The organism is Flammeovirga sp. SJP92, from assembly GCF_001583495.1.
Classification (GTDB): domain Bacteria; phylum Bacteroidota; class Bacteroidia; order Cytophagales; family Flammeovirgaceae; genus Flammeovirga.
This window is the reverse complement of sequence record NZ_LQAQ01000019.1, coordinates 1-20,555: the sequence shown is the minus strand read 5'-3', so window position 1 is coordinate 20,555 and position 20,555 is coordinate 1. Positions and strand designations below refer to the sequence as shown.

At 36.6% G+C, this 20,555-nt stretch carries 13 protein-coding genes; 11 read left to right on the top strand and 2 right to left on the bottom strand.

The window, feature by feature from the left end:
• Positions 1-130 precede the first annotated feature (130 nt).
• The 10 genes from AVL50_RS05320 to AVL50_RS05275 all read left to right on the top strand — a co-directional run bounded on the left by AVL50_RS05320 (position 131) and on the right by AVL50_RS05275 (position 17,169).
• On the top strand, positions 131-1,054 hold the full coding sequence (locus AVL50_RS05320; RefSeq protein ID WP_172826766.1) for an alpha/beta hydrolase: 924 nt from the start codon (positions 131-133) through the stop codon (positions 1,052-1,054).
• A 269-nt stretch (positions 1,055-1,323) separates the two neighbouring features.
• Complete coding sequence (locus AVL50_RS05315) at positions 1,324-2,736, top strand: sulfatase (RefSeq protein ID WP_082795676.1); 1,413 nt, start codon at positions 1,324-1,326, stop codon at positions 2,734-2,736.
• Between the two features lies 1 nt (position 2,737).
• Positions 2,738-4,147, top strand: a complete 1,410-nt coding sequence (locus tag AVL50_RS05310) for a sulfatase (protein ID WP_082795675.1) — start codon at positions 2,738-2,740, stop codon at positions 4,145-4,147.
• Between the two features lie 435 nt (positions 4,148-4,582).
• Complete coding sequence (locus AVL50_RS05305; RefSeq protein WP_172826765.1) at positions 4,583-9,658, top strand: T9SS type A sorting domain-containing protein; 5,076 nt, start codon at positions 4,583-4,585, stop codon at positions 9,656-9,658.
• Positions 9,659-9,886: 228 nt separating this feature from the next.
• A complete protein-coding gene (locus AVL50_RS05300; protein WP_062615446.1) occupies positions 9,887-13,639 on the top strand; it encodes a sulfatase-like hydrolase/transferase in 3,753 nt (1,250 codons plus the stop codon).
• 571 nt (positions 13,640-14,210) lie between these two features.
• Positions 14,211-14,855, top strand: coding sequence for a hypothetical protein (locus AVL50_RS05295; RefSeq protein WP_062615445.1), 645 nt, complete (start codon positions 14,211-14,213; stop codon positions 14,853-14,855).
• A 183-nt stretch (positions 14,856-15,038) separates the two neighbouring features.
• Positions 15,039-15,206: a hypothetical protein gene (locus AVL50_RS05290; RefSeq protein WP_172826764.1), complete on the top strand. Its 168-nt coding sequence runs from the start codon at positions 15,039-15,041 to the stop codon at positions 15,204-15,206.
• Positions 15,207-15,453: 247 nt separating this feature from the next.
• Positions 15,454-15,966 carry a hypothetical protein gene (locus AVL50_RS05285; protein ID WP_062615443.1) on the top strand — a complete coding sequence of 171 codons (513 nt, stop codon included), beginning with the start codon at positions 15,454-15,456 and terminating at the stop codon, positions 15,964-15,966.
• A 91-nt stretch (positions 15,967-16,057) separates the two neighbouring features.
• A complete protein-coding gene (locus AVL50_RS05280; protein WP_062615442.1) occupies positions 16,058-16,969 on the top strand; it encodes a metallophosphoesterase in 912 nt (303 codons plus the stop codon).
• A gap of 8 nt (positions 16,970-16,977) precedes the next feature.
• Complete coding sequence (locus tag AVL50_RS05275; protein WP_062615441.1) at positions 16,978-17,169, top strand: hypothetical protein; 192 nt, start codon at positions 16,978-16,980, stop codon at positions 17,167-17,169.
• A 28-nt stretch (positions 17,170-17,197) separates the two neighbouring features.
• On the opposite strand, the gene AVL50_RS05270 is transcribed toward AVL50_RS05275, so the two are convergent.
• Both AVL50_RS05270 and AVL50_RS05265 read right to left on the bottom strand, forming a co-directional pair.
• A complete protein-coding gene (locus AVL50_RS05270) occupies positions 17,198-17,767 on the bottom strand; it encodes a helix-turn-helix domain-containing protein (protein ID WP_062615440.1) in 570 nt (189 codons plus the stop codon).
• Between the two features lie 228 nt (positions 17,768-17,995).
• The gene (locus AVL50_RS05265; protein WP_253764254.1) at positions 17,996-19,561 is read right to left on the bottom strand and encodes a sulfatase; all 1,566 of its coding nucleotides are present in this window, start codon (positions 19,559-19,561) and stop codon (positions 17,996-17,998) included.
• Positions 19,562-20,012: 451 nt separating this feature from the next.
• Here AVL50_RS05265 and AVL50_RS05260 point away from each other — a divergent pair, with 451 nt between their 5' ends.
• Entirely contained in the window at positions 20,013-20,549 is a 537-nt protein-coding gene (locus AVL50_RS05260; RefSeq protein ID WP_062615438.1) for a hypothetical protein, read from the top strand.
• The last annotated feature ends 6 nt before the right edge of the window (positions 20,550-20,555 follow it).

The following is a 20,555-nucleotide window of genomic DNA, read 5'->3' as shown; positions in this document are numbered from 1 at the left end:
TGTTGGTTATTTGTTGATAATTTTATGGAGTAATTATGTATATTTAAACATGTATTTATTCCTGTAATTTGGAATGTACAAACGTAAACATGGGTAGACACATGGGGCTACCCCTACAAGATGTATGACAATGAAACGAATATTATTACTACTAATTAGCTTCTTTATTTCTTTTTCAATTCAAGCCCAAAATGTAAGTCCTGATGAAAAAGTGACTTATAGAGATTTGGATTCTTTGCAATTGAAACTTCATATTTTTAAACCTGAAAAAATGGCATCATCGAAAGGTGCAGTAGTTTTGATTCACGGTGGAGGTTGGAATAATGGTAGTCCTTCAGCCTTTTATTCGCAAGCAAGACATTTGGCGGATAGAGGGTTAGTTGTTTTTTGTCCAGAATACAGAGTAAGAAAAAGAAATAACACGACTATTTTTGAAGCCGTGGAAGACGTACAAATTGCAATGCGTTATGTGAGAAAACATGCTAAAAAATATGGAGCAAATCCGAACAAAATAGTAGTTGGAGGTGGTTCTGCAGGTGGGCAACTCGCTTTAAGTTTAGCTTTTATTGAGCCATTAACTGATGGAATCAAAGCAAAAGATTACAAGCCTAATTTGTTGATTTTATTTAATCCAGTGATGGGAATGAGTAAAGAAGGATATGCACATAGGTTAGTGGCAAAAGAATTAGAGGAGAAAGGAAGAACTTGGCAATCGTTTAGCCCTCGTCAGAATATTCATAAAAGTTTTCCAGATATGTTGGTGATGTTGGGAGATAGAGATAAAGTCATTCCATTGCCATTAGCCAAAGACGTGCAATCAAAATGCGAAGCACTCGGCGTAAAATGTGAGATGAAAGTCTATGAAGGTGCTGAACACTCGTTTTTTAATGAAGGCTATTGGAGAAAAAAAGGATATGAAAAAGGTACAATCAATAGATGGTACTATGAAACAATGCAGGAAATGGATGATTTCTTGGTGACTGAAGGTTATTTAGAAGGAAGCTTTGAATTCAGCATTCCAGAAAAAGCCATTTATCCGGTACGATTAAAATAGGTTTAGTACAAGTGTTTTGAGCACCATAGTTAAAACTATGAGCAAGTGATATTGTAACCTAATCAAGACTAAAGTCTTGAAGGTTCAAAGCGGAAACAACACTTTAGTATTGGCGGAGTTAGTATCACAAGCCCATAACTTCAGTCATGGTGCACGGTATTTTGGTTTTTACCAATGTTTCAAGTGATACCAGTCGGCGTAACACTTGCGACATATAATTTGAAACACGGGTAGACACATAGGTCTACCCCTACATAAAAACAAACGAAATGAAAAATATATACAACATCATTTTTCTTTTACTGTTCAGTAATGTGCTTTGGGCACAAGAGAAGAAAAATGTCTTGATTTTTTTAGTAGATGATCTGGGGTATTTCGATATTTCGCATCACGATGCAGATTTTTATGAAACACCTAACATTGATCAATTAGCTCAAGAAGGAGTTGATTTTACCAATGCATACGTGGCGCACCCAAGGTGTTTGCCTTCAAGATATGCTTTGCAAACAGGACGATATCCAGCAAGAGCGGGCATTCCTGCCAAAAATGAAAATACGATCAAGGGTAAGAAGTTTTATGACAATGAAAAAACAATCGGTCAGGCTTTTAAAGACCAAGGATATCATACGTATTTTGCTGGAAAATGGCATTTGGGTCATGAAGAAGATGAATGGCCTCACAATAAAGGATATGATATTAATGTAGCAGGATGTGCGGCGGGAGCACCCCAATCGTATTTTTATCCTTACAACGTTCCGAAAAATCCAAAGAAAATTGGTAAAGGGCATGGTAAAATCATTGGATTGGATGAAGGTGAAGAAGGTGAATATTTGACGGACCGTTTGACGGATGAGACGATCAAATTCTTAAATACAGATCATGATGGAAAACCTTTCTTTGCAGTATTGAGCCACTATGGGGTACACACTCCTTTTCAGGCAAAAAAGAAAGACATTAAAAAGTACAAAACGAAGTTAGAAGGAATGACCTTTGAAGGGCCTGAATATACCAAGCAAGACGGCACGATGAAAATGCATCAAAACAACCCTGTTTACGGTGCAATGGTAGCTTCAGTAGATGAAAGTTTGGGCAGAATTGTAAAGACTTTGAAAGCGAAAGGAATGTATGAGAATACAATTATTGTATTTACTTCTGATCACGGCGGATTATCTAACAGAGGTTTAAACAGTAATAGAGATTTGGCGACTTCAAACCTTCCATTAAGAGCTGGAAAAGGACACACTTATGAAGGCGGAACAAAAGTACCGTTGATTTTTGGTGGAGCGAAGATTTCTAAGCATGGTGTTGTCCATCAAGTGACAACGAACACGGATTTATACCCTACATTGCTGGACCTTTGTGGATTAAACCTTTATCCTACAGAGCATTTAGACGGTATTAGCATTAAAAATAATATCAAAAAAGGGAAGTCAGAAGATCGAACTATTTTCTGGCATTCGCCGAAGGCAAGACCCAATTCAACCGGAGATATACATGTGACGGTAGCAAGAGATGGCGACTTCAAAATGATGTACTTTTACAAAGAAGAACGCTATGAGTTGTATAACTTGAAGACGGACCCTTACGAAACCAAAAATATCTACAATGCCAACGATCCAAAGTCAAAACAAATGGCTCAAATGATCACTTCTTGGATTGCAGAAACAAAAGCTTCTATCTAAAATGAAACGAATACTCTTATATATTTTAGCGGGGATGCTTTGTGTCCCTGCTATGACACTCGCTCAAGATCAACCGAATATCTTATTGATTACAATTGATGATTTAAGACCCGAATTAGGTTGTTATGGAAATGAGGTAATCAAAACGCCCAATATTGATCAGCTCAGTCAGCATTCTACTACGTTTAACAATGCATTTTGTCAAGTTCCCGTTTGTGGAGCCTCAAGAGCTTCTATGCATACTGGCGTGCGTCCCACTTTGAAAAGGTTTGTAGATGCGGGAGCAAAAATCGATAAGGAAATGCCTGGAGCAGTGACAATTGGTCAGCATTTCAAAGAAAATGGCTATTATACATATTCGATTGGTAAAGTAATTCATGGTAAAAAAGACACCTCCGAAAGAACTTGGTCGGAGTTAGTGGTTGCAGAAGATATGTTTGAATACCACTCCGATGAGTTGGTAAAGGAAAGCGAAAACCCAATTCCTCCTTACAAACGTCCCCAACCTTATGAAAAAGTAAAAAACAGTAAGGATACAGACTTTTTAGATGGCAGAACGGTCGCAAAAGCGAAAAAGAAGATGAAAGAATTGAAGCAAAAAGATCAACCGTTCTTTATGGCGGTAGGTTTGGCAAGACCGCACCTTCCATTCGTAGCACCGGAGCGTTTTTGGGATTTATACAATGAAAATGACATTCCTGCACCCGATAATAACTTCCTTCCTGAAGGAATTCCTAACGTAGCAAAGACCTCTTGGGGAGAACTAAGAGCGTATAATGGCGTACCGAAGAAAGGTGATGTGGATGAGCAATTGGCCAAAACGTTGAAACACGGTTATTATGCTTCAGTAAGTTTTGCGGATTATTTGGTTGGTGATTTAATTGATGAATTAAAAGCTCAAAAGTTGTATGATAATACGATTATTGTCATTTGGGGCGATCACGGTTGGCAATTAGGAGAACACACTTTCTGGTGTAAGCATTCTAACTTTGATATTGCTTTGAGAGTTCCTTTGATGATCAAACCACCCAAAGGAAAGAAATTTAAGAAAGGATCTGCGGAAGGTTTTGCTGAAATTGTAGATATTTTCCCTACACTATGTGACCTTTCTGGTTTATCGCAACCTGCACAACTTCAAGGGAGTTCGTTGGTTCCAGTGCTTCAAGATCATCAAAAAGAGATCAAAGAATATGCATTAAGCCGTTGGAAATTGGGAGACACCATCCGTACCAAAGGTTTTAGGTATACATTATTCAAAAATAAAAAAGGTGTCGTCATTGCTGAAATGATGTATGACCTGACAAAAGATCCTGATGAAAATAAAAACATCGTCAAAGATCCGAATTACAAAGAGGAAGTAGAGAAGCATAGAGCATTGCTAGCGAACGCTCTAAAAAAGACGAATATCTAACCGCGTAGGGGTAGACCTATGTGTCTACCCTTCTTTACACGTGTCTAGCCTTCCTCTCAAATATCTACGCTCTCATTTATTTACACATAATTAATTTCACCTGCTACCTCAAAAGAGCCAGCCGATTTCAAGGTTTAAAAAATAAACAGTCTTATTTTCCATCGAAAAAAACGTGTCGTTACATAAAAATGACGTTTTGATCACTTAAATAACATATTGAGACAATGTTAGAAACATTTTTAGAGGTGCTAGAACGGAAAATACACCCTAAATAAACCTTAACAGACCTACTTTTGACTATGACTAAAGCACCAGATAATAAAGTACAATATCTGACTTGGTAGTGAACTACTCTGAAATGATAATCTGGTGATAAACACAGCACAACTTCCGATAAGGAAACTTGTCATTTACTTATAACAAAGTATGAATTATATGAAATTAACTTTTACAACCTTTGTCCTGTCATGGCTGATGTGTCTCTCTGCATTTGCAAATGACAATTTAATAACCAACCCAGGGTTTGAGGATGAAATTATCTCAAACGAATGGACCCTAACAATGAAAAATGGTTTGACGAACCCTCCCACTTTTGAGAGAGTACAAATAGAGGGAAACTATTTTATCAAAATTGCAATTCCTGACACACCTGAAAATGCAGGATTAAGCAGAAGTAATATTCAATTAAAATCAGGAAGTTATACCAACTTTGAATCTCCATTAGCAGAAGATACAGAGTTTGTATGTAAAGTAGATGCTTACGGTACAACAGGGCAGAATTTTCGTTTTGCGTTGAATTATAATGGACCATCTCAGATTACAACGGAGGTATTCAACAATACTGAATCAGTTCAGACTTTTGAAACAACCATTACAGTTCCTGCTGGGGCAGAGAAGTGGTATTTGTTGATTCAAGTAGGAAAAAACGTTGGTGACTTCTATTTTGATAATGTCTATTTTGCTCCCAAAAACACAAAAACGGATGCGGAATCAGTACAAGAAGCCAAAGATGTTTTGGAGTTGTCTTTCAATAGTTTAGATCCACAAGACGGAAATGGTATCTTATATGATGTGACTTTGCCAACAGAAGGAGTAAATGGAACTACAGTTGCTTGGACTTCATCTGATGAAAATGTGATCAGTACTACTGGAGAAGTCAAAAGAGCCAATTCTGCCACTCCTGTAACATTGCAAGCAACGATTTCTTTAAATGATGAAACGTTGACAAAAGACTTTACAGTAAATGTATTGCCAATGATGGATGCTCAAGGCAACTTAATTGTGATCAACGCTGATTTCGATTTAGGAGAGAATGCAGGTTGGGAAACTAACTTTAATGCATCTCAAGCCATTGACTTCACATATCAGTCTGTAACACATAAAGAAAATGGAACATCAGCTGTAGCTTTTGATATTGTTAGCGGTGGTGTATCTCTTCCCAACTTGGTGTTAAGAACATTCTTGTATCCTTTTAATGATTTTACAACGGAAGAAAAATATTATGAAGTGTCTTCCAATATCTATGGAGACGTAGAGAAAGTACGTTACCAGTTACAAGGTAAAAATGCCTCTAGCAGTTTTGTCAACAAGAACAGTACAGAATTTTATATCAATGATACACCCACAGACTATACCGCAATTTTAAAAATGGATGCAGGTATTGGCTCGTTCCGTTTCTTTGTTCAGGTAGGTAGAAACACTGGAAATGTTGTAGTGGATAACGCTATGGTCAAAGAAATCTCTAAGGATGAAGCGGAAGCGAAAATGGTAAAAGAAGACTTAGCACTTATTTTTGCTGAAGGAGATGATGCCAATAATGTGACATCGAATATAATATTACCGTTGACAGACGACACTTATGGAACAGTGATTTCTTGGGAATCTAACAATACAGATGCAATTGTCATCAATGGAGGAACTGCAGAAATTCAATCTGTAGCTGGAGAAGAAAATGTGACACTTACGGCTACTATTACAAATGGAGGTGCATCGGTGACAAAAACTTTTGATGTAAGGGTAATAAAACCGTTATCAGATTTAGAGAAATCAGTAAATGCACTTGAAATTACTTATACTGAAACAGAGACAGCTTCTACTGTAAAAAATAATATTACACTGCCTTCCACTTCCACTTTCGATGCCACAGTAACTTGGGCAAGTACAGATGAAACCGTGATTGATACTGAAGGAAATGTATATAGAAAAGATACAGACCAAAATATCACATTGACAGCTACAGTGACGATTGACGGTGAAGAGACATTGGATAAGACCTTTGAACTTACTGTGTTAGCAATCACAGCAGAAGAGAAAGTTCAGGAAGCGAAGTCGGCTTTATTTGTAAAATACTTCTATTTAGATCCTTCGGATGGAAATGGTATCATGTTCGATATTGTGGAATTGTCAACAGAAGGAAAGCATGGTACAACAATCTCATGGGCTTCATCTGATGAAGAAGCAATCAGCATTACAGGTGATGTAAATAGAGGTGCAACGGCTCAAAACGTAACATTAACCGCTACAATCACTTCAGGTGATGTGTCAGATATAAAAGAATTTAATGCTGTTGTTTTACCATTCGCAGACGAAAACGGTAATATTATTTTAGTCAATGCAGACTTTGAGCAAGATGAGTTAGACGGGTGGAATGTAGGAATTTTAGCATCATCAGATCCTCCAATCGATTATACATTAAGCAAAGTAACGCATAAGGATAACGGCACTGGCGCTGCACAAATGACAATCAATTACGGTGGTGTTTCTTTCTCAAACCTTGTATTTAGAAATTCATTCAATTATCCTTTCAATGGTTTATCAACAGCCAAAAGATATTTTGAAGTAAAAGTTGCTGCTTATGCAGATGCTGAAAATACAATTCGTTATCAATTGCAAGGCAAAGATGCAGAGAATAAAAACGTCAATGTGAATTCGGAAAGCTTTACAATCAACGAAACAACAGCAGATTATGTGCAGTTGATGGAAATGCCGGCAGGTATCTCTTCGCTTCGTTTGTTGATTCAAATTGGTGGAAACGCTGCAGGTAATATTGTTTTTGATGATGTGGTTGTGAAAGAAATCAATGCAGATGTAGCTCAAGTAAAATTCACAAAAGAAGCATTAGATCTTGTATTTGCAGAAGGTGATACGAAAGATAATGTGACGGCTAATTTTACATTGCCTCAATCCGATGAAATGGCTTATGGTACAACGATCACTTGGGAATCAAATAACCCTGCAATTGTAATCAATGAAACTACTGCTGAAGTGGTAGTTGCAGAAGGTTCACAAAATGTACAGTTAACAGCAACTATTACAAAAGGCGAATACCAAGAAGAAAAAGTATTTGAGGTAACGGTAGTAGAAGATACTTCTTTGAAAGATGCTGTAGAAGCATTAGAAGTGGCTTTCCATTATTTAGATCCTCAAGACGGAAACGGTATTTTACACCCATTGACTTTACCTGCTGAAGGAATCAATGGAACAACAGTGACATGGGTTTCATCTCACCCTGAGGTAATTTCAACAGAAGGAAAAGTAGTGAGAGGAGCACAACCTACAGATGTTGTATTGACGGCTACGGTAACATTGGGAGAAGAGTCGATGACGAAAGAATTCAATGTGAAAGTATTAGAATATACAGACGCTGAAGGTAATATGATCATTGTGAATGCTGGTTTTGAAGCAGAAGACTTAGTAGGATGGGAGTCGAACTTCAATGCAAGTCTTGATCCTCCAGTAGTATTTACTGTGGACCACATAACACATGGTTTTAATGGTACAAAAGCAGTGAAATTGAACATCGAAAATGGAGGTGTATCATTGCCAAACCTAGTGTACAGAACACAAACTTATCCATTCAATGAATTGACTTCGGAAGGAGGATACATTACAATCAGTGCTGAAGCGTATGGCTTTGAAGGAGCTAAAATCAGATACCAACTTCAAGGACATGATGAGGAAGGAAAAAATGTATCAACGAATGGTGAAACATTTACACTCGGAACAGAAAGCAAAGAATACACTTCATTAATTGCAGTACCGGCAGGGCTAAAATCGTATAGATTATTGCTTCAAGTAGGTGGCAATGTGGGAGAGATTGTATTCGATAATGTAAGTATAAAAGAGATGCCTGCGGACAAAGCACATGTGATGTTAGCATCAGTAGATTTAAGCCTAATGTTAGAAGGGGAGGATACAAAAGATAGTGTGACTACTACTTTTCCCCTTCCTTTAACCGACAACTTAGGACATGCTACTACCATCACTTGGGTTTCTGATCATGAAGCGATTACAGTAGAAAATGATCAGGCTGTAGTAACACAACAAATTGCGGATCAAGCAGTAAAATTGACAGCAACAATTGCTAAAGGTGAATACGCTGAGACAGTAGCATTCCCATTGACAGTGGCTTTAAGATCTTACTTAACAGACGCTTTAGCAACAGTGGAAGTAACGTATGCGGAAGGTGAAACAAGCAGTACTGTGACATCTGATGTAACTCTTCCAACTACAACAGAATTTGGAGGAACAATCACATGGACTTCTTCAAATGATGCAGTTGTATCATCAAACGGTGTTGTGGTAAGAGGTGCTGAAGATCAAAATATCACATTGACAGCAACGTTATCATTGCTTGGTGAAGAAGGTACAAAAACATTTGATTTAACAGTCATCAAAGAAGAAGATACTGGAAAGCCTGTGGAGGAATTATTACAGGAAGCTTCAGTAGCATTAAGTGTTGGTTATTCAGAAGGTGATCATGCAGAAAGCGTAACACAAAATATTTTATTACCAGCGTCTTCATTACATGAAACAACAGTGACATGGGTTTCTTCAAATGAGGCAGTAATTACATCAAATGGTACAGTGATCAGACCTTCTGAAAATACAACGGTAACGCTTACAGCGACATTAAGTTTAGAAGGAAAATCACAAACAAAAACATTCGACCTTACAGTCATCAAAACAGAAGATAATGGAGGTGATGAAACAGCACAACAGTTAAAAGAAGCAACTGAAGCATTGGAAATTACTTTCGCAGAGGGTGATGATGCAGAAAATGTAACTTCAGCAATGGTACTACCAACCACTTCGCTTCACCAAACTACAGTGACTTGGGCTTCATCAGATGAGGCGGTTGTTTCAACTTCTGGTGAGGTAGTAAGACCTTCGGAAAATACAAGCATTGCACTGACAGCAACAGTAACGTTGAACGGTCAGTCGGAAACAAAAGTATTCGATATTGTAGTGCTTAAAAAGGATATCCCTACTTCAGTAGAAGATGATCAATTGATCTTAAGCGTATATCCAAACCCAACAGTAGATCACTTGTTTGTTGCCACTCCTCAGAGAGATGCAGAAATAGCAGTGTATGACTTATTGGGCAGAGCGGTAAACAACTTTACAACTGAGAAAACAGCCAACGGTTACAAACTGAATGTGCAGTCATTGCCAAACGGTAAGTACATCGTGAAGGTGAACACTCAAAGTAAGCTGTTTATCAAAAAATAATCCATCAATTGGAATAAGTAGACGACATTTAATGAATGAAGAATTAAGAATGAAGAGTTAAAAATGGAAATGGTTCGTGCTATGGAACTCAGGTAATTGGTATCACTTCTCATTTATCACCTGAAAACTAATCTGGGTACCATAACACGATCCATCTTCATTCATCATTCTTAATTCTTCATTACTATACCCTTCTAGTACTTACAAGTATTTTTTAATATTCGACAGATGAAAAAAATTATACTACTTTATATTTTATTCTTTTCCTCTTTATTACTTCAAGCACAAACACCCGCTCATGACATGGCCAAAAAGCTAGGCAATGGCTATAACTTTGGAAATGTGATGAGCGCCAAAAATGAAGGAGACTGGGCTGATCCCATTACAGAATTTATGATGGATGATGTGGCCAATGCAGGTTTTGATCATATACGTCTACCCGTTCGATGGGGAAGTCATACGACTGAAACGGCACCTTATATCATTGATGAAGCATGGCTGACGAGGGTAGAAGAAGTGGTGGATTGGGCAACGGAGAGAGGATTGATCGTGGTGTTGAATGCACATGGTGAACACTGGTTTATTGAGGAAGTAACAAAGGAAGATGAAGTTTATACTGATCCTGCAAAATGGGAGAGGTTTCTAGCTATTTGGACACAGGTCAGTGCTCATTTTAAAGATAAAAGTAATGATGAATTAGTATTTGAGTTGATCAATGAGCCTTACTTTAATATGAATAAAGGATTGGTGGATCAGCTGAATGTTGAATTAGTAGAGACAGTAAGAAAGGATAACCCTGATCGTATTTTGATGGTTGTTGGAGGTGGTGATAATGCCATTTTTGCTCCTCAGCAAATGGATCCAGCCCTTTTTGAAAATGACGACAAACTCATTCCTTGGTTCCATTATTACTGGCCCAACACATTTACAAAATACCCTGAAACCAATAACAGTATTCCAGATTGGGGAACAGAACAAGAGTTTGCATCCCTTAGAGCTGATTTTAAAAACGTAAAACAATGGGCTGACAATTTAAACTTGCCATTGTACTTAGGTGAATTTGGCTCCAACAACTTATGTTCTCCATTGAGTAGAGCAAAATACCATCAAGCGGTAGTTTCTTTAGCGGAAGAATTAGAAATCCCTAGAGCCATTTGGTGTGCGGGTCCAAAAGCCAATAAAACCGTTTATAACCGTAAAGCAGGCGATTGGGTAGAAGGACAATTAGCACCTTTATTTCCAAAACCAAAAAGAAAAAATATCCTGTTTATCATGGTAGATGATTTGAACACCGACCTTACAGCCTTCGGGAATGAGGAAGTGATCACACCTACTTTTGATAAGCTATCACAACAAGGCATTCAGTATGCTAATGCTCAATGTTCTTATCCCGTTTGTGGTCCTTCAAGAGCAAGTTTCTTAACCGGAACTTACCCTGAAAGAAATGGCATTACCAACCTTACATTAAAACTAGAAGACACCGCTCCAAACCTGACGACATTACCTCAATTCTTAGCGTTGAATGGCTATAGAACAGGTGCTGTAGGAAAAGTTTTTGATCCTAGAAATGTGGATGATGGTCATAATGCGAACTCATGGACGGAAAATTATAAAGACCCAAGCCACTATGAATACCCTGAAGAATACGGTGATTTTGTATCGGGAAACAATTACAGAGTGGAAGAAGGAATGTCGTATGAAAAAGGACCTGAAGGCGTAGGGGATGATGGCTATCAAGATGGTCAGTTTACATTGGAGGCCATCAGAATGATGAACAAGTTTTCGGTCACTGAACAACCGTTTTTCTTGTCAGTAGGTTTTAAGAAACCACACTTGCCGTTTATCGCTCCACAAAAGTATTTTGATTTATACAAAGACAAAGAAATCACTTTAGCAGACTATCAAAAACTGCCAGAAGGAACGGATATTATTGCTTACAAAGAGCCTACAGAACTGTTGGGGTACAAAGATATTCCTCAGACTTGGGATGATATTTATAAGGATGCAGAGAAGGTATTGGACCTTGAAAAACAAAAGGAATTACTGACGGCTTATTATGCTTGTGCTTCTTATATCGATGCTCAAATTGGTATGTTGGTCGATCATTTAGAAGCAATTGGTGAGAAAGAGAATACCTTGATTGTCGTTTCTTCTGATCATGGTTTCAACTTGGGAGATCATAATATGTGGGGCAAACATAATCTTTTACAGAATTCAGCACAGGTGCCATTGATCATCATTGATCCTTCAAAACGATTAAAAGAAACGGAAAGAGCGGTGCAGTTGATAGACCTTTATCCTACCATTTGTGACTACGCTTACTTACCAAAACCAACGTTTTTACAAGGCAATTCGCTGTATCATAATGATGAGGAAGAAAGAGCTTATCCATTAGACTTGGCAGTGACTTACTATAAAAAGAACGGTAAAAACGGTTATTCATTTAAGAAAGGGAATGAGCGTTATACGCTTTGGACTAACGATAAAGACATGACGCCATTGAACGTTCCATTTTCAGAAGTGACTGCCTTTCATGAAGAGTTTTATGCTTACGCGAATAACCAGGCTCTTGAGACCAAAAATGAAATCAATAATGCAGGATATAGCATTAAGATAGCTCAAATCAAACAGGATGTAGAGCAGTGGTGGAATCAATATTATGCTACAAATGAAGAGAAAATCAGTGGTAATATCATCAAGACCAACCCTAGTTTTGAGAGCGGTGTGGAAGAAGGTTGGATTACGACTGTCAAAGATGGATTAGGGATTGAATACCAACTTCAAAATGACCTGCATCCTGTCACTTCATCAAAATCAGCGGGTTTCCATATCACTGCCAACGGCGGTAATTTCTCTAATTTGGGGTATAGGACTTTGGATCATGTCATTGGTTTTTCAATTCCAGAAGCACAGAAATTTATAGTTAGATTTTCCGTTTATTCCGATGTAGATACAGAGATTAGATTTCAGTTGCAGTTGGATAAAGGAGCAGATAAAATCAACAGTGATGCGATTGTGATTGAGAAAGACAGCCTCTACACTATTGAAAGAGAAATCACATCCAATTTAAAGGGAATGACAAATCTCCGCTTGTTATTTCAGTTAGGTAAAGTGGTGGGTACTATTCACATTGATGATGTTTTTGTTTCTGTAGATGGAGCGTTAGATGATAACCTTTTCTTGCAAGAAGCCATCAATGCCACGGTGATCGGGTATCAAAATGGAGATCATAAAAATAGCGTGACTCAAAATATCTATCTCCCTACACAATCAAGCTATGAGTCTACCGTAACATGGACCTCTTATGCGGAAGATTTTGTGAAAGTGGAAGGGGATTCAGGTTTTATCACTACACCAGAGATTGAACGTTCAGTAAGATTAGATGCGGAAATAAAATACAAGCATTTGGTAGGACACAAGACATTTGTTATTAAGCTGAAAGGGGATGTGTCTAGTGAATTAAAAGCATTGGAAAAGGACGTTTACATTACTTTCCAAGAGAGTGACAGTGCTCAGTCTGTCACTCAAAACATCAATTTTATGATACCAGAAAGTGACGGTTTAGAAGTGGAATGGATTTCGTCAGACAATACAATCATTACTGTAAATGGCACTGAAGGTGTTGTCCAACAATCAGAACAAAACGAAAATATTCTAGTCACAGCCATCTTGAAAATGGGTGATGATGAATTGATTAAAACTTTCGACTTAACGGTGATCAAAAAGGAGACAGAAGAGCCTCCAACATCCATTGCACCACAATTACATTTTAAATTATATCCTAACCCGGCCAGCGATTTATTGTATATCCAAGGTCTAAATCTAAATAAAAAATACGTCTCTATTTATAGTATTGACGGTAGAAAAGTAAAGGAATTTCAGGTCTCAAAATCATTAGAAACGTTGGATATTTCAACCTTCCAAAAAGGCATTTATATCCTTCAAATTGATAAGACCCGAAAGAAGTTTATTAAAAACTAAGTATTCGAATATTTATAACATTTAGAAATCAGGAGATTTCTAATGATCTGTAGGACACGAATGACGCTAACGCTTAACATTCGCACCAGTGGAATTTCTACCATTTTAGTTTGGTAGTGCTCCCTCGGCCTTGACTTCAAAGCCTTGAATTTTTTGCTTCAAGACAAAAACGAAGAAGAAAGAAGCTTGAAAATAGATTATCGACAATTTGTAAAAAAGTCGATTGAAAGTTGACGATAATTTACTAAGTACTAGGACAGAAGAAAAGGGATAATTTTAGCTTGTTATTTTTTATTCTAATCAAGGCAGATTTGCAGAGCATAGCCTTAGTTACGCGATAAAAATCTAAAAGGCAGATTTGCAGAGCATAGCCTTAGTTACGCGATAAAAATCTAACGAAGAGTAGGATAAAAAAGATAAAATAAAATGTCCGTTTACTTTTGTCCTAGTACTTAAGTGCTAGAGCAGAAGAAAACAGATGTTTCGTGCACACAATTTTGCATTAGTACTTGAAGATGATTTGTATACGATTTTCATCACAAAATTTCATTCATTTTAAATATTTATAATCATGAAAACAAAACTATTGCTAGGAACTCTTTTGATACTTTCCACCACCGTTTGTGGACAAACAGCAGAACAGGAATTATACGCCAGGAAATTTACAGACTGGGTCAACAAAGTAGTGCATCTTACGCCTGAACAGTATAAGGAAATGAAAGCATTACGACTACAGTACAATATAAAAAAAGACGCATTGGAAGCCAAGACTTACTATAGTCATGAGGAAAAAGTGAAAATGAACAAACAATTTTATAAAGACCGTGATAAGATATTGGATCTGAACCAACAATCTGAATTGCTTTCTTTTTTGGTCACCTCTAGAGAAATAAAAATCATTACCTCTGAAATTCCATTAGAAAAAGAAAAAGTAAAGGAACTCAGATCCAAAATGCAATTGGTCAACAAAAGAATGGTAATTCATATCATCAAGCTTGGGAAGTTCAATATCAAGTTTCTAGAAATGGAAAAATCATTCGACATTGAAAAAGACCTGATCCTAGGAAGTGTTCTTACGCCAGAACAATACAATTATTACACTTCTATCAGAGACAAAAAATTAAAAGAACATGCCACTTCCTCAGTAGACTACATGAATATGAAAGCAGATTCAGTCTTGGAAGGGTACAATGTTCTTTTGCCAGACGATATTTAGAATAAGTACTATTAGATGTAAACCTTCAAATTCGAAAAGTCAAACTATGATTAGTTTGGCTTTTTTTATTCAAGAATAACAATTTATACATTATTTTAGACCTTTAGGATTATAAAAGGTAGATGAAAATGATGTCTAGTGCTCGATTTTCTCAACCCGTCAATGCTTCAATTCTTATTTACAATGCAAAGAAAACTTCCATTTAAAGATCTATTTATTCTTTATGTCAATGGTAAATACGGTACAATACCCATTGCGACTTTACTATTAGGCCTCTTCTTGATTTCACAAACACTAAATGAAATTGATTTTGCAGAAATAAGTACTAAGCCAAAAATAGATGATAACTAATTCTGAATTATTTTTTGTGAGGACGACGCTGAAAAACGTATTAATAGTGGTTCTATTTAAAGTTTTTTGAAGGAAGTAATCGCAAAACAATAAACAGAATTAGTATTAAATATTTTTGTCTTAGTACTTAAGGTATTTATATGGTGAAAATCAGATAGGAAAAGGAGTCATTACAAACATTTTTGAGACCAATACCTTAATCAACGAGGAATATATTTATGGTTATGATTATATCTTTTTTTCAGAAATGGGTAATTTCAACTGGACTTCCTATTGCATTGGGCACATCTATGATGTCAATGATTCAGTGGTAATTGAATACAGTTCCATTAGACCAGATGTAAATCGTATTAAGGGCATGAGCAATACCCCCGGAGGTCGCTTATCTCTACTATTTACTATTCCTTTTTGGGTAGGATTGATCTGGATGATTTTTAATGCCGTCAATGGTCATAAAAGATATAGATTACTGAAAATGGGTAGGTTTACAAACGTCAAGCTAATTAAAAAAGAACCTACTGTTATCGAAATAGAAGGTAGTAAAGTATATAAATTTACGTTTTCATTCTTAGATCAAACAGGTCAGAAACATCAAGTTACAACAATGACAAGCAACCCAAGTAAATATATCTATCTTGAGAAAGTAACGGCGGTTTATGATCCCCACAATCCTAATAAGTCATTTTTGATTAATAGTTTACCCGAAAGTGTCGCGAGATATATAAATGAAAACTGGAGAAAACATTTTCAATTATCTTAGATAAAAAATTGAATGTAAACCATTGTAGAGTCACAATGCTTTGTGGCTGAAGAACCATATAGTTGCAACAGAATAATAACCAAATAAAAATATGCTAGACCTCATAGGAGACATCCACGGACACGCCGATAAACTCGAAAGCCTTTTACAAAAACTGGGTTACAAAAAAGTATCTGGAGTATATGGACATCCCGACCGAAAAGTACTTTTTGTAGGTGATTACATTGATAGAGGTCCTAAAATCAGGGAGACACTTCAGATTGTAAAAAGCATGACCGAAATGGGGCATGCTATTGCATTGATGGGAAATCACGAATACAATGCCATCTGTTTCCATATGCAAAACAAAGAAGGCGGGCATATCCGAAAACACTGGATCAAGAATATCATTCAACATTATGAGACTTTAAAGCAATTTCAAAACCGACAAAAAGAATACAATGAATATATCGAATGGTTTTTGACTTTGCCTTTATTTTATGAAGATAAAAATCTCAGAGCCGTTCATGCTTGTTGGGATGAAAAAAATATAACGTTGCTAAAAAGTAAACTGAAGCAAAACCGATTGACAAAATCTTTAATTGAGCAAGCCAATACTACAGACGAAACGTTGAACGATGCCATTGAGCAAACATTGAAAGGAAAAGAGTTGAGATTGCCTGATGGACTATCGTTTAGTGATAAAGACGGCAATATTCGTAAAGATATTCGATACAAATGGTGGGAAGACCCCTTGCAGATGACTTTCCAGTCGATCAGTGTTCTTGCATTGGACAACCTTCCGACGGTACAAATCAAAGCGTCAGATGTGAAAGACCTCAGCTACTACAGAGAAGTGGAACGCCCTGTGTTCTTCGGTCACTACTGGCTCAAAATTCAACCAATGTTTTACAAAACTAATGTTTGTTGCCTTGATTACAGCGTAGCGAAAGGTGGATTGTTGGTGGCGTACCGATTTGATGACGAAAGGGAGTTGGATGAAGAAAAATTTGTGACGGTTTAAAATCAAAAATGAAAAGAACTGATTGGTGTGATCAGAATTTTTTTTTCGTTTTAATTCGTGAGCAAATGCAATTTCCCTTATCAAGACAGAAAATTGTTGATGATCCGCCCATTATAGAAAAGTTTAGACATAAAAAAATCCCTAAGTCGGGAGTTTTGAAAGAAGAAGTAAGAGAAAAGAGGAGGGAAAAGGGAAGATGAAGGCAATTTTTGGAGTAAAACGAATGGATTAGACGCACTTCTTCTGTTTTAACACTACGGTTGGGTTCTTCCAGAGTGTAAAGTTGTCTTTTTCTTTGATCAACTCACGCATCCAATAATATTTTGGGCCGGATTGCGATTGCCGTGCTATGATAAATTGAAAATGTTCCATCCAAAGATCATAGTATTCCCAATTATCTTTATGATGATGATATTTTTTACCAATACGGTAAGCATAATGTTTGGGAACAAGGTTCTCCAATTTCCACCTATTAGGAACTTTCATGTCATAATACTGATCAGAATACCAATAGATATATTTTCTTTCAGCATAAAGTTGATAATCATTTTTTCTGAACGTATGATGTATAAACTGATTTTTCTTTTTAGAACCGGCTAGCTTTTTTCTAGCAAGGTATAGTTTATGTGCATACTCCGCATCATACTTTTGTGTAAAAGGATTTGTATTGCGTTGGAGTTCACGGTAAATGGTAGAGGGAGATACTTCCAAACCTTCTGCTATTTCAGCAACAGTAAAGCGCCTGTCTTCAATCAAGGCTTGTAATACTTTTCTATGGTAGAGTTGAAGGTTTTTCATGACCGTTAAGAATAGAATTGTTATGCAGTTTTTGTTGCTATAAATTTTGCGAAATAATAAGCAGAAAGCCACTATTTCAAGCTTTCAAAGTTCCATCTTCTTTGATGGTAAATAGTTTTTATTAGGAAAGTGATAGATAGAGGCGTGAAAATGTTTTAGTTGAACTACATTTTAAGAGCATGTTTCAAACATGCTCTTAGTAGTACTAACGCTTTATTTACTGTTGGATTAATCTACAATACGTTGTGATCCCCACCAATCTGAATTAGGCTGGAAGTCATCACCAAGCATTTCCATTCTCTTCTTTTCCAGGGCTGACATTCTCTTGGTTCTGACTTTATTAAGAAACTTCTCTTCCTTTTCTTTCGACCAAGTAGTATCTCTTTCAGGGTATTGGGCATCAAGACCATTTAAATATTCAAATAAATCGTTACTAAGTGTCTTAACCATTTCTGGATATCTATTGGATAGGTCATGTTGTTCTTGAGCATCTTCATTCAAATTGTAAAGTTCCTCGCGGTTGTCCTCATAATAATGAATCAACTTCCATTTTCCAGCACGTATAACAGAAGACGGTTCACCACCCTGATTGCCATAATGTGGGTAATGCCATACAATAGAACGTTCATCAATCGTTTCTCCACTGAAAATTGGAGCCAAGCTGACACCATCTTGATGTTGGTCGGGGTGCAATGGAAGTCCAGAGAGTTCCAATAAAGTAGGGTAGAAATCAGTATGAGTAACAGGAACATTAGAATGTAGGTTTGAATGCTTCAGCCAAGGCACTTTAATGATGTAAGGTGTTCTTAATCCACCTTCAAATTGATAACCCTTACCTCCTCTCAGCGGATAATTGGAAGTGGAGAAAGCATCGCCCGCAGCAACGCCACCGTTATCACCTGTAAAGACAACGATTGTATTTTCACTCAATCCCAATTCTTCTAAACCCGCCAACACTTCACCTACAGCATCGTCCATTGATTCAACAAGACCTGCATACACGGGGTTATCTTGATGCTGACGAATAGGAAGAAATTTACCCATTTTATAACCTACGCTGTCAACTCCTTGAGCGACTGCTTTATCCTTATATTTTTTCCATTTCTCCTCCGTAGTCTGAATAGGACCATGCACAGCATAAAAAGATAAACAAGCAAAAAATGGTTTCTCTTTATTTTCTTTCATAAAATTAACTGTCTCCTGTGCTAATCTGCTGCTTAAGTTTTCACCTTTCGGACCGTCTTCCAGTCTTGGGTTTTTATAAGGAGAAAAATAACCACCTTTAGGGCTCCCTGCATGGAAGCCACCTTTATTAATATCAAAACCATGATCTTCAGGCAGTGATCCTTCACCGCCCACATGCCATTTTCCTGCAAAGAAAGTAGTATAACCATGTGCTTTAAATGCTTCCGGCATGGTCATATAGTTGGTGTCTAATTGATGTTGATAATAGGCTGGAAGTAATTGATTAAATCTTTTCTGAGTTCTCCATTTTTCTCCTTCTTTCGCCCCAATCCAATCGGTGATGCCATGTCTTGCAGGAGATTTACCTGTCATAATACTTGCTCTTGAAGGACTGCAAACCTGACAAGAGGCATAGCCTTGATCAAACTGAATACCCTTCGCGGCGATTTGATCAATATTTGGCGTTTCGTAGTATTTTGAACTGGTAGTTGAGAGATCATGTGCTCCTAAATCATCTGCAATAATCAGAAGAACATTTGGAGTTTTTTCAGTGTTGTTAGACGGATATGGTTTATTCTGCTCGCTTTTACAAGCAATAAATGACGTCAAAAAAAATATCCCAATTAGAGATCTAGACAAATGTATCATTGATAGTGATGAATTAATGATTAGTAAAAATACCGTTGCAAGGACTATTACAAATATAAGCTGATAGCAGTTCTTAAAGGGTCAACAAATTCATCCTATTAGGTCAACAGATTCGTTATTTTTGGCTTAGTATTTATGATCAAAATTTAGCAGTTTTATATTAAAACTATTGAAAATTAGATTCTTGTATAGAATGATTGTGGATTGGTGCTGTATTCACATAGATGCAAGCTATGTTTTGTATTACGAGTGTTGTTGTGTTTGAATCTTTAAAACAGCATTTGAAATAAAATAAACGTAAGATAGATTTAAGAATCTATTTGGATGTAATTAAAAAATAAATTGGTCTCCATTTTGAATAGCAATCTTTAAAAGAATTAGATCAGAAGAAAAATATCATTATCACTAATAAATGAAATACGTTATCTCCCTCTTAATATTCTATGTTTTATCTACAAATATATATTCTCAAGGTTTAAAAACAGATTGTTATGAACACATGAGTTATGCTCAAAATGAGAGTTTTTCAGATACAATATTTCTTCAAAATGGATCTTTTCTATACTATCAATGGAACTGTGATTCAACTTGGCTAACTTTTGAAACAACATCAAAAAAGGTATTAAAATCATGTAGGGAATCAGAGCCTTATCTGTGTTCAAGGACAGGTTTGACTTTTGTAAAAGAATATCCTAATTACTTATGTTTTATCCATCAATGGAGTTCAGGCTGTTGCAGTTCCCCAGATTTGGTTCTTATTGATAAAGAAACTGGAAATGAATTAGAAAGAGTGGTAAGTGAATTATTTATTCGGGGGAGTACAGAGGAAGATTATGCATTTTATTTCTCTGATTCTAGTTATAATAAAGCCTACTTTTTAGATCATCAGACAGGAAAAAAGACAGGTTATATTTTTAATGATGGAGAGGTACTGCACTCAAATAAATAATCCTTT